At 66.1% G+C, this 11,907-nt stretch carries 9 protein-coding genes; 7 read left to right on the forward strand and 2 right to left on the reverse strand.

Annotated elements, in window-relative coordinates:
• Positions 1-5: 5 nt before the first annotated feature.
• Positions 6-1,112, reverse strand: a complete 1,107-nt coding sequence (purM, locus tag FG95_RS06045; RefSeq protein WP_037554677.1) for a phosphoribosylformylglycinamidine cyclo-ligase — start codon at positions 1,110-1,112, stop codon at positions 6-8.
• 303 nt (positions 1,113-1,415) lie between these two features.
• Between purM and FG95_RS06050 the strand changes: the two genes are divergently transcribed.
• From FG95_RS06050 to FG95_RS06065, 4 genes are read left to right on the forward strand one after another with little or no spacing between them, the layout of a single operon-like run.
• Positions 1,416-2,594, forward strand: a complete 1,179-nt coding sequence (locus tag FG95_RS06050; RefSeq protein ID WP_235211476.1) for a heavy-metal-associated domain-containing protein — start codon at positions 1,416-1,418, stop codon at positions 2,592-2,594.
• A complete protein-coding gene (locus FG95_RS06055) occupies positions 2,594-3,238 on the forward strand; it encodes an HdaA/DnaA family protein (protein ID WP_037554680.1) in 645 nt (214 codons plus the stop codon). Before FG95_RS06050 ends, FG95_RS06055 begins: the two co-directional genes overlap by 1 nt.
• On the forward strand, positions 3,229-5,397 hold the full coding sequence (locus FG95_RS06060; RefSeq protein WP_037554682.1) for an RNA degradosome polyphosphate kinase: 2,169 nt from the start codon (positions 3,229-3,231) through the stop codon (positions 5,395-5,397). Before FG95_RS06055 ends, FG95_RS06060 begins: the two co-directional genes overlap by 10 nt.
• Before the next feature lie 7 nt (positions 5,398-5,404).
• On the forward strand, positions 5,405-6,892 hold the full coding sequence (locus FG95_RS06065) for a Ppx/GppA family phosphatase (RefSeq protein ID WP_200880158.1): 1,488 nt from the start codon (positions 5,405-5,407) through the stop codon (positions 6,890-6,892).
• Here FG95_RS06065 and rnd read toward each other — a convergent pair.
• On the reverse strand, positions 6,889-8,076 hold the full coding sequence (rnd, locus tag FG95_RS06070) for a ribonuclease D (RefSeq protein ID WP_037554684.1): 1,188 nt from the start codon (positions 8,074-8,076) through the stop codon (positions 6,889-6,891). The genes FG95_RS06065 and rnd overlap by 4 nt on opposite strands.
• A gap of 108 nt (positions 8,077-8,184) precedes the next feature.
• Here rnd and FG95_RS20715 point away from each other — a divergent pair, with 108 nt between their 5' ends.
• From FG95_RS20715 to aspS, 3 genes are all read left to right on the forward strand, one after another.
• Positions 8,185-8,514: a hypothetical protein gene (locus FG95_RS20715; protein ID WP_037554685.1), complete on the forward strand. Its 330-nt coding sequence runs from the start codon at positions 8,185-8,187 to the stop codon at positions 8,512-8,514.
• Entirely contained in the window at positions 8,514-10,025 is a 1,512-nt protein-coding gene (locus tag FG95_RS06080) for an FAD-binding protein (protein ID WP_037554686.1), read from the forward strand. The genes FG95_RS20715 and FG95_RS06080 overlap by 1 nt, the downstream gene beginning before the upstream one ends.
• Positions 10,026-10,124: 99 nt before the next feature.
• The gene (gene aspS / locus FG95_RS06085; RefSeq protein ID WP_037554688.1) at positions 10,125-11,906 is read left to right on the forward strand and encodes an aspartate--tRNA ligase; all 1,782 of its coding nucleotides are present in this window, start codon (positions 10,125-10,127) and stop codon (positions 11,904-11,906) included.
• Position 11,907 lies beyond the last annotated feature (1 nt).

Below are 11,907 nucleotides of genomic sequence, written 5' to 3' on the forward strand. Positions count from 1 at the left end.
TGGCCTTAGCCATTATGCGTCGCGCTCCACGCGCTCATCGCGCTCCACGTTTCGGCGCTGCCGGTCACGGTGCAGCCTTTTTCGCCCACGGCGATATGACCGATCCGGAACACCGTCTCGCCCGCAGCTTCGAGCGCCGCCGTCACCCTCGCGACATCGCTCTCGGCGACGACCGCCGCCATGCCGATCCCGCAGTTGAAGGTGCGCGCCATTTCCTCGGGCTCGATATTCCCCTGCGCCTGCAGGAACGCCATCAATCGCGGCTGCTCCCACGCGTCGGCATCGACATGCGCGTGCAAGGTCTTCGGCAGGATGCGCGGGATATTTTCGAGCAGTCCGCCGCCGGTGATATGCGCGAGCGCGTGGATCCGGCCGGTCTTCACCAGCGGGAGCAGGCTCTTCACATAGATGCGCGTCGGCGCCATCAGCGCGTCGATCAACAGGATAGTCTGATCGAACAGGGCGGGGCGATCGAGCTTCCACCTCTTGTCCGCCGCGAGCCGGCGCACGAGCGAGAAGCCGTTCGAATGCACCCCCGACGAAGCGAGGCCCAAAATCACGTCGCCCGCGGCGACCTTGTCGGCGGTCAGCACCTGGTCGCGCTCGACCGCGCCGACGCAGAAGCCCGCGAGATCGTAATCGCCGTCCGAATACATGCCCGGCATTTCGGCGGTCTCGCCGCCGATCAGTGCGCATCCGGCCTGCTTGCATCCCTCGGCGATGCTCGCGACGACTTCGGTGGCGACGTCGTTGTCGAGTTTGCCGGTGGCATAATAATCGAGGAAAAACAGCGGCTCGGCGCCCTGCACGATCAGGTCGTTCGCGCACATCGCGACCAGGTCGATGCCGACGCCGTCATGCTTGCCCGATTCGATCGCGAGCTTCAATTTCGTACCCACGCCGTCGTTCGCCGCGACGAGTAGGGGATCCTTGAACCCCGCCGCCTTCAGGTCGAAGAAACCGCCGAAACCGCCCAGATCGGCATCGGCGCCGGGACGGCGCGTCGCACGGGCGAGCGGGGCAATGGCACGGACCAGCGCGTTGCCGGTCTCGATCGATACGCCGGCCTCGGCATAAGTGTAGGAGGCGGGTTGGTTGTGCTTGGAATCCATGGCCAGCGCGACTAACGACTCTGGCCACGAAATGCCATGATTTCCTTGTCGGCGACATTGCCTTTGGCGTAGGGCATGCTTGAATCGTCATCCCGGCGAAGGCCGGGATCTCGACATCGCGCCAAAACGCGGCGATGAGATTCCGGCCTTCGCCGGAATGACGAGAAAGATTTGTCGACCCTGAGATTGGGAACGAAGCGTAAGAACAATATGATTTCGGCTGCTTTCCCCCGCTTCGCGCCCCGCCTGACCTTCGATGCCATTCGCCCGCGTGACTGGCGCTGGGCCGCTCTTTTCGGCCTTTTGTTCGCGATTCTGCTCGCCGGCATCGTCGATGGCCAGATCACGCGCGGTGACCGCGGCATCACCCCGATCAACAGCAGCGGCGATTTCCTTGCCAGCGGCATCCTCGTCGATGTCACCGGCGACAATGCCGACGACGCGCGCTCGAAGGGCTGGCGCGAGGCGCAACGCAAGGGCTGGGCGCAGCTTTATCGCCGGCTGAACGGCACCGACGGCCCCGCGCTTACCGATTCGGTGCTCGACGGGATCGTCACATCGATCGTCGTCGAAGACGAGCAGATCGGCCCGCGCCGCTATGTCGCCAAGCTCGGCGTCCAGTTCGACCGCGTCCGCGCCGGACAGATATTGGGGGTCAGCGGTCGCACGCTCCGCTCGCCGCCCTTGCTCGTGATCCCGGTCTATTCGATCGACGGCATCCCCCAAGTGTTCGAACAACGCAGCGCCTGGCAGCGCGCCTGGGCCGAATATAATACAGGGCAAAGCGCGATCGACTATGTCCGCACCGCGGGCACCGGGGCGGATACCCTGTTGATCAACGCGGGGCAGACGGGTCGTCGCGGCCGCGTCTGGTGGCGTGTGATCCTCGACCAATATGGCGCCGCCGACGTGCTGACGCCGATCGCGCGCGTCGAATATTCCTATCCCGGCGGGCCGATCAAAGGCATTTTCACCGCGCGTTTCGGCCCCGACAGCAAGCTGATCTCCAGCTTCACGATGACCGGTCCCAGCCCTGCGGCGCTGCCCGACATGATGGAAAAGGCGGTCGCGCGGATGGACCGTATCTATACCGACGCGCTGACTGCCGGCATTCTCAAGACCGACACCTATCTCGTGCTCGAAAAACCGGTCGAAAGGGAAGATCTGCCCGAAGAGATCGCGACCGATGAAGAGATACTGCCCAGCGAGATCGACGCGAGCGTATCCACCGCGCCTGCGGCGGGCGTGCAGAGTTTCACGGTGCAGTACAGCTCGCCCGACGTCGATTCGGTCACCGCGACCGAGCGCGCCGTCGCCGGCGTCGCCGGCGTCCAGTCGGCCTCGACCACCAGCCTCGCGCTCGGCGGCATGTCGGTGATGCGCGTGACCTTCCGCGGCGATATGGCGGCGCTGCGCGCGGCGCTCGCGGCGCGCGGGTTCAACGTGCAGGAAGGCGGCGGCCAGCTCAGGATCAGCCGCTGATGGGACAGATCGCGCTACCGCTCGATTGGAGCGCGGGCGGCTCGAACGACGGCCCGCTGATCGTCGGCACCAGCAACGCCGACGCGGTGCGTTATTTGCGCCATGTCGCGACCTGGCCGGTCCGCACCGCCGTCCTCACCGGTCCGCGCGGCTCGGGGCGCAGCCTGATGGGCCGCCTTTTCGCGCGCGATACCGGCGGCCGCGTCATCGATGGGCATAACAGCGTTTCCGAAGAAGAGATTTTCCATGCCTGGAACGCCGCGCAGGCGAGCGGCACGCCGTTGCTGATCGTCGCCGATGCGCCGCCGTCCGAATGGAATGTCGCGCTTCCCGACCTTCGCTCGCGCCTCGCCGCCGTTCCCGTGCTCGCGATCGGCGAGCCCGACGACTGCCTGGCGCGCGACCTGATCGAGGCGCTGTTCGCGCAGCGCGGCGTGGCATTGGCACCCGGCGTCGCCTCCTATATCGTCCCCCGGATGGAACGCAGCTATGCGATGATCCACCGCGTCGTCGCGGCGCTCGACGCCGCCTCGCTCGAAAAAAAGGGCGGCATTGGCATTCGTCTTACGCGTGAAACATTACTGTCACAGGGGCTGATCGATCCCGATTTGCTCGAACGACAGGACGCCGATACATGTCGCTAACAGGTCAGCCACTTCGCGCAGATAATGACGCCGAGACGACGGCCCCGACCTTCGGTCCCGAACGCTTCTTCAACCGCGAACTCTCGTGGCTCGCCTTCAACCGGCGGGTGATGGAGGAGGCGCGCAATCCCGCGCATCCGCTGCTCGAACGCCTCCGCTTCCTGTCGATCTCGGGCAGCAATCTCGACGAATTCTTCATGGTCCGCGTCGCGGGCCTCAAGGGCCAGCAGCTGCAGGGGATCGACGATCCTTCGGCCGACGGTCGCTCGCCGGGGCAGCAGCTCGCCGAGATCGAGGCCGAGGTGCATCGCCTCGTCGACCAGCAGCAGAGCGAATGGCAATTGCTCCACCGCCAGCTTGCCGAGCAGGGCATCGTCGTTCACGGTGCGGGCTCGGACAAGGAGGCGCTCCGCCGGGCGCTGCGCCAATATTTCATCGAGCAGATTTTCCCGATCCTGACCCCGCAGGTGCTCGATCCGGCGCATCCTTTTCCCTTCATCCCGAACCGCGGCCTCGGCGTCATTTTCGACCTTCAGCGCAAGACGAATGGCGAGACGGTTCGCGAACTGGTGATGATCCCGGCTTCGCTGGCGCGCTTCGTGCCGGTCCCCGGCGAGCCGAGCGCCTTCGTGCCGATCGAATATCTGATCGAGCTGTTCGGCGACTTGCTGTTTCCGGGTTTCACGATCCGCTCCCTGGGTGTGTTCCGCATCATCCGCGACAGCGATATCGAGCTCGAGGAAGAGGCCGAGGATCTTGTGCGCCTGTTCCGCACCGCGATCCGCCGCCGTCGCCGCGGCCGCGTGATCCTGATGGAACTCGAGGCCGACATGCCCGCCGAAATCGCCGAGGTGCTGGGCTCCGATATTCAGGGGCACGAGGCGATCGTCGCCAAGATCGGCGGCTTCATCGGTCTCGCGGCGCTGTCGGCGCTCGTCGACGTCGATCGCCCCGACCTCAAATTCCCGGCCTATTCGCCCCGTTTCCCCGAACGCATCCGCGAACATGGCGGCGACTGTTTCGCGGCGATCCGGTCGAAGGACATCGTCGTCCACCATCCCTATGAAAGCTTCGACGTCGTCCTCTCCTTCCTGCGCCAGGCCGCTGCCGATCCCGACGTCGTCGCGATCAAGCAAACGCTCTACCGCGCCGGCAACCAGTCGCCCGTCATCCGCGCGCTGATCGAGGCGGCCGAGGCGGGCAAGTCGGTGACCGCGGTCGTCGAACTCAAGGCGCGCTTCGACGAGGAACAGAATCTGCTCTGGGCGAACCAGCTCGAACGCGCCGGGGTGCAGGTCGTCTACGGCTTCATCGAGTGGAAGACCCACGCCAAGATTTCGATGGTCGTGCGCCGCGAAGGGCAGGGCTATCGCACCTATTGCCACTTCGGCACCGGCAATTACCACCCCGTCACCGCGCGCATCTACACCGACTTGAGCTTCTTCACCGCCGATCCCCGCGCGGGCCGCGATGCGGCGCAGCTCTTCAATTACATCACCGGCTATGTCGAACCCGAACGGCTCGACCTGATCACCATGTCGCCGCTCAACATGCGCCAGCATCTGTGCGAGCTGATCGATGCCGAAATCGCCGCGGCAAGGACGGGGCGGCCGTCGGGCGTCTGGGCCAAGATGAACAGCCTCGTCGACCCCGACATCATCGACAAGCTCTACGAAGCCAGCGCGGCGGGGGTACCGATCGAACTGATCGTGCGCGGTATCTGCTGCCTGCGTCCGGGCGTGGCGGGGATTTCGGAAACGATCCGCGTCAAATCGGTCGTCGGGCGCTTCCTCGAACATAGCCGCGTCTGGGCCTTCGCCAACGGCGCGCCGCTCCCGCATCGCGCGGCGAAGCTCTATATCAGCAGCGCCGACTGGATGCCGCGCAACTTCGACCGCCGCGTCGAATATATGATCCCGATCGAAAATCCGACCGTCCACGACCAGATCCTCGATCAGGTCCTCGTCGCGAACCTCATCGACAATGAACAAAGCTGGATCCTGCAACCCGACGGAACCTCCCTGCGCGTGGATCCGGGTGACAAACCTTTCAACTTGCACCATTATTTCATGAACAACCCTTCGCTGTCGGGCCGCGGCACCGCGCTTCACAAGCGTCAGGACGTGCCGACGCTGGCCTTCGATATGCGCGAAGATTGAGAAGAGGTTGAACTTCCTGCGCACCTCCCGACAAGCGGTCAGCCGGTCCGCCGTCATCGACATCGGCTCCAACTCGGTCCGCATCGTCGTTTATGAAGGCCCGTCGCGCGCGCCGGCGGTGATCTTCAACGAAAAGGTCGCCGCCGGCCTCGGCCGCGGCCTCGCGATCGACGGACGCATCGCCACCGAAGACGCCGAGCGCGGCCTCGTCGCGCTCCGCCGTTACGCGCTGCTCGCGAAGCATATGGATGTGAAGACGATCCAGTGCGTTGCCACCGCCGCGGTGCGCGACGCCGCGAACGGCCGCGACTTCATCGCCGCGGCGGCCGAAGCCGGGCTCGATATCCGTCTGCTGTCGGGCGAGGAGGAGGCCGAAGCCGCCGGGCATGGCGTCCTTTCGGCGATTCCCGATGCGCGGGGGATCGCGGTCGATCTCGGCGGCGGCAGCCTCGAGCTGGCCGAAGTTTCAGATGGCCGGGTCGGCCGCTGCGCCTCCTTTCCGCTCGGCGTGCTGCGATTGCCGGCGCTGCGCGAAGATGGCGAGCAGGCGTTCGAGCGCGCGATCCGCAAGATGCTTCGCGCCGCCGGCTGGCCCGGCGAGGGGCTCGCCGGACTGCCGCTCTATCTCGTCGGCGGCTCGTGGCGCGCCCTCTCGCGTCTGGACCTCGAACTCACCAAGGATCCGCTCGCGGTTCTCGACCAGCATACGCTGCCGCGCAGCGCGCTCCGCCGCCTGATCCGCGCGACCAAAAGGCTGAGCTTCGAGGAATTGCGCGCGATCCCCGGCATGGCATCGAACCGCGCCGCCGCCCTGCCCGACGCGGCGGCGCTGCTCGCGGCGCTCGTCAACATCCTCGACGTTCCCGAAATGACGGTTTCGTCGTCGGGGCTGCGCGAAGGACTGCTCTATCAGGCGCTCGATGCCGAGACGCGCGCGCAGGATCCGCTGATCGTCGCCGCCGAATTCGAAGGCCGCCGCCTCGCGCGTTTCGCGCCGCACGGCCGCGCGATCGCCGACTGGATCGCGCCGCTCTTTACCGACGAAGGACCGGCCGACAGCCGCGTGCGCCTCGCCGCAAGCCTGCTCAGCGACGTCGCCTGGTCGGCAAACCCCGATTTCCGCGCCGAGCGCGGCACCGAGATCGGCCTGCACGGCAATTGGCGCAGCATCGACATTCCCGGACGCATCCTGCTCGCGCGCGCGCTTTACGCGGGCTTTGGCGGCGCCGACGCCGAATTTCCCGCGATGGGCGCGCTTGTCGCGCAGGAACGGCTCGCCCGCGCGCGGCAATGGGGCCTCGCGATCCGCCTTGCCCAGCGGCTCACCGGCGGCGTCGAGGCGCCGCTCAAGGCGAGCGGGATCGCGCTTGTCAACGGCAAGCTCAGGCTCTGTCTGGCGGCCGGCTGGCATCATCTCGCGGGCGAATCGGTCGAGCGCCGCCTGCGCGTCCTCGCGCAGGCGCTCGATGCCAAACCCGAGCTCGTTCTGCTTTAAACCTCGGCCGCGGTCGCCGCGTCGATCTCGCTCATCACCAGCTTGCCGTTCTTGACGGCAAAGCCCATCCGGCCTTCGACGAGGTCGAGCGCGGCGTGGCCGAACACGTCGTAGCGCCAGCCCTCCATCATCTGGATGCCGCCCCGCGCCCCGGCGGCAAGCGCCTCGAGATCGTCGCTGCGCGCGATCAGCCGCGCCGCGACATTGAGCTCGCGCGCCCGGATCTTGAGCAGCAGTTTCAAAAGGTCGGCGACCAACGTGCCTTCCTTGCCGAGCCCCGGGCCGCGCGGCGCGCGGTCGGGCATATCGTCCTTCGACATCGGCTTGGCGTTGGTGATCGCGTCCATCAGTCGGCCGCCGATGTCGTTGGTGCGCCATGTCGCCGACAGCCCGCGGACGCGGCCGAGCCCGTCCTGATCCTTCGGCGGATGCGCGGCGAGGTCGGCGAGCGTCTCGTCCTTGACGATCCGGCCGCGCGGCAGATTCTTGTTCCGCGCCTCGCGCTCGCGCCAGGCGGCGAGCGCCTGCAACCGGCCGAGCACGTCGAGCTTGCGCGTCGGTACCTTGATCCGCTGCCATGCCTTGTCGGGATCGACGCTGTAATTGGCGGGGTCGGCAAGCTTTTCCATCTCCTCGTCGAGCCAGTGGCCGCGCCCGGTCTTGATCAGCTTGTCGAGCATCATCGGGAAAATCTTGGCGAGGTGCGTGACGTCGCCGATCGCATAGTCGATCTGGCGCTTGTCGAGCGGACGGCGGCTCCAGTCGGTGAAGCGCGCGCCCTTGTCGAGCTGCACGCCGATCCACGCCTCGACGAGGTTCGAATAGCCGACCTGCTCGGCCTGACCCAGCGCCATCTGGCCGATCTGCGTGTCGAAGATCGGGTGCGGCGTCTTGCCGGTCAGGTTGAAGATGATTTCGACATCCTGCCCGCCGGCGTGAAAGACCTTGAGCATATCCTCATTGTCGACAAGCAGGTCGAGCAGGGGTTTCAAATCGATGCCGGGCGCCATCGGATCGATCGCCGCGGCATGGTCGCGGTCGGCCACCTGGATCAGGCAAAGCTCTGGCCAGAAGGTGTTTTCGCGCATGAATTCGGTATCGACCGCGATGAAATCGCTGTTCCCGATCAGGTCGCAGAATTCGGCGAGCGCGGCGTTGGTTTCGATCAACGGATGGACTTGCATAGCGCGCCTATACAGCTAGTTGAAAGGAACGGGCAGGAAAAATTGCCCGCGCTCTTCGGGTCGTTGAGCCGGAATGCCGGCCGAAGGAAAAACGAAGGGATTTGGGGCATGACGTGGCTCGGTTGGGCGCTTGCGGCGCTCGGTTATATCCTGCTTTTCGGACAATATCTCGCAGGGCAGGCGGATATTTTCGTCTCGATCGCCAATCCGCGGCCGCTCGACGAGGAGGTGATGGTCGTGACGCTCAAGGGCTGGGGCTTCGCCGCCCAGGCCGCGCAGTCGTTCCTCACACCCGAATCCGATCATGGACTATGCGACGTGCGTGTATTTGCGACACGGCGCCAGATGCTCGTCGCGATCGCGACCGCCGGATTCCTGCGCCCGGTGACGGTGGCGTGGCGCGCGCACGCTGGCGTCCCGCCGCTGGGAGTGGCGTGATGCCTATCCTCAAACTCCGCGACGAAGGCCGCTGGACCAATTATCACGGCACCGGGACCTGCGAGGCGGCGACGCGCTTCGCGCTGCGCAGCGGCGACGCGGAGCGCGGACGCGACGAAGTCGCGATCGCCGCGAACGCGGTGCGGGACTGGCTCGCCGAGGCCGCCGCCGCGCAGCGCCGCGTCCGCCCGCTCGGTGCGGGCTGGTCGCCGTCGAACGTCAATATCGCGTCGCAAAGCTGGCTGCTTCACACGCGCCGGTTCAACCGCTGTTTTCGGATCGGCGCGAGCGATGTCCGCCCGGGCATCGATGCGGGCGCTTTGATGCTCGTCGAAGCGGGCGCGCTCGTCGACGAGGTTTCGGACAAGCTCGAGGGACAGGGCCGTTCGCTGTGGACCAGCGGCGCCGGCAACGGACAGACGTTCGCGGGGGCCGCGGCAACCGGCACCCACGGCTCGATGATCGCGCGCGGCGGTATCCAGGACCATATACGCGCGGTGCAGGTCGTCACGCCCGGCGGCATCCACTGGGTGGAGCCGGAGAGTGGCGTGATGAGCGACGCGTTCATCGCCGCGACCGGATCGACGCCGCTGCGCGACGACAATGTCTTCGCCGCGGCCCAGCTTCCGGTCGGTGCGCTCGGCGTCATCACCGCGCTCGTCGTCGACAGCGTGCCCCGATTCCTCGTCCGCCCGATCCAGAATCTGCGCAAGGTCGCCCCCGGCGCGCTCGACTGGCTCGCCGCGGGCGATTTCCGGCGCTTCTCGGCGACCTATGCGCTCGATCAGGACCCCGATTTCGTCCAGATAATCGTCAATCCCTATAAGCCGTTCAAGCGGCCCGCGATGCTGCGCTTCCTCTATCGCGAACCGTGGCGCGACGACTATCCGCGCGCGACGCCCGGTCAGCTCGGCGCGGGCTATGACGCACTCAGCCTGCTGGGACGGCTGCTCGACGACTATCCATGGGCGCGCGGTGCGCTCCTCCAATTCGCGATGAAGATGGGCTATGCCGCCGGCCCCAACCTCGACGATCCTCCGGTCTATGGGAGCTGGGGCGAGGGGCTCGACACGCACCGTCCCATGGCGGACCTGTTCAACGCCTCGGTCACCATCGACCGCGCCGACCTCGCCCGCGCGTTCGAGCGGATCTGCGCCGTCTATGCACGCCACGGAGGTTCTACGGTCGTCACCGTGCGCTTCATGGAGCGCGCGCAGGGATTGCTTGCGCCGGCGCGTTTTACGCACAATGCGGTGATCGATTTCGATGGACCGCGCAGCCAGCGCACCGCCGATGCCTATGCCCGCGTCGTCGACTGCCTCGATGCCGAGGGGATCGCCTTCACCCGGCACTGGGCGAAAAGCTGCCGCCTCGACGCGGCGCGCGTCGCCGCCGATTATGGCGAGGATTTTCGCCGCTGGCGCGCGGCGCAGGGCCGCTTGATGCCCGATCCCGCGCACCGGGCGCTGTTCGGCAGCGAGGTGCTCGATGGTCTCGGCTTGACCTGCTGAAACCGCCTCGACCCTTGACAAATGGCGCGCCGACCTGCCTTAGGCGCGGCCATAAATCACGTTAAAGTTGATTTCCTCCATTCATCGAAAGACGATAAAATGCACGCCTATCGCACCCATAATTGTGGCCAGCTCCGCGCCGAGGACGTCGGCCAGAATGTCCGCCTGTCGGGCTGGGTGCATCGCAAGCGCGATCATGGCGGGCTGCTCTTCGTCGACCTGCGCGACCATTATGGTCTGACGCAGATCGTCGCCGATAGCAGCGATGCGGCCTTCGCCACGCTCGACGGCCTTCGCGTCGAAAGCGTCGTGACGATCACCGGCGACGTTGTCGCGCGCTCGGCCGAAACGACCAACGCCAATCTGCCCACCGGCGCGATCGAAGTCCGCGCGCGCGACGTGGCGGTCCAGTCGGCGGCGATCGAACTGCCGATGCCGGTCGCGGGCGAGCAGGAATATCCCGAGGACATCCGCCTCAAATATCGTTTCCTCGATCTCCGTCGCGACCGCCTCCACGCCAACATTCTGCTGCGCTCGAACGTCATCGCTAGCCTCCGCCGCCGCATGGTCGAACAAGGCTTCACCGAATATCAGACGCCGATCCTCACCGCTTCGTCGCCCGAAGGCGCACGCGACTATCTGGTGCCGAGCCGCGTCCACCCCGGCAAATTCTACGCGCTGCCGCAGGCGCCGCAGATGTTCAAACAGCTGCTGATGGTCGCGGGCTTCGACCGCTATTTCCAGATCGCGCCCTGCTTCCGCGACGAAGATGCGCGCGCCGACCGCTCGCCCGGCGAATTCTACCAGCTCGACTTCGAAATGAGCTTCGTCACGCAGGACGACGTCTTCAACGCGATCGAGCCCGTGCTCGCGGGCGTGTTCGAGGAGTTCGCGAACGGCAAGTCGGTGACTCCGGCGGGTTCCTTCCCGCGCATCCCGTACCGCGAATCGATGCTGAAATATGGCAATGACAAGCCCGACCTTCGCAACCCGCTGATCATCACCGACGTCTCGTCGCACTTCGCCGGATCGGGCTTCGGCCGCTTCGCCGATATCGTCGCCGCGGGCGACGTCGTGCGCACGGTCCCGGCGCGGGGAACCGCCGAGAAGAGCCGCAAATTCTTCGACGACATGAACAGCTGGGCGCAGGGCGAGGGCTTCGCGGGGCTCGGCTATGCGACGCGCAAGGGCGGCGAATGGGGCGGTCCGATCGCCAAGAACCATGGGCCGGAAAAGATGGACGCGCTCGCCGCCGAACTCGGCATCGGCCCCGACGACGGCCTCTTCTTCGCCGCTGGCAAGGAAGCGATTGCGGCGAAGCTCGCAGGGCTGGCGCGCACGCGCGTCGCCGAGCAGCTCGACCTGATCGACGCGAACAAGTTCGAAATGTGCTGGATCGTCGACTTCCCGATGTTCGAGGCCGACGAGGACACGGGCAAGATCGATTTCAGCCACAACCCCTTCTCGATGCCGCAGGGCGAACTCGAAGCGCTCGAGACGAAGGATCCGCTCGACATCCTCGCCTGGCAATATGACATCGTCTGCAACGGCGTCGAGCTGTCGTCGGGCGCGATCCGTAACCACCGTCCGGACATCATGTACAAGGCGTTCGAGATCGCCGGCTATTCGCAGGCCGATGTCGATGCGAATTTCAGCGGCATGATCAACGCCTTCAAGTTCGGCGCGCCGCCGCACGGCGGTTCGGCGCCGGGCGTCGACCGCATCGTGATGCTGCTCGCCGACGAGCCCAACATCCGCGAGGTGGTCGTCTTCCCGATGAACCAGAAGGCCGAGGATCTGATGATGGGCGCCCCCGCGCCGGTCAGCGACAAGCAGCTCAAGGAACTCAGCATCCGCCTCGTCGACGGGCCGAAGAACTAAG

This window comes from Sphingopyxis sp. LC363 (assembly GCF_000756385.1).
Lineage (GTDB): Bacteria > Pseudomonadota > Alphaproteobacteria > Sphingomonadales > Sphingomonadaceae > Sphingopyxis.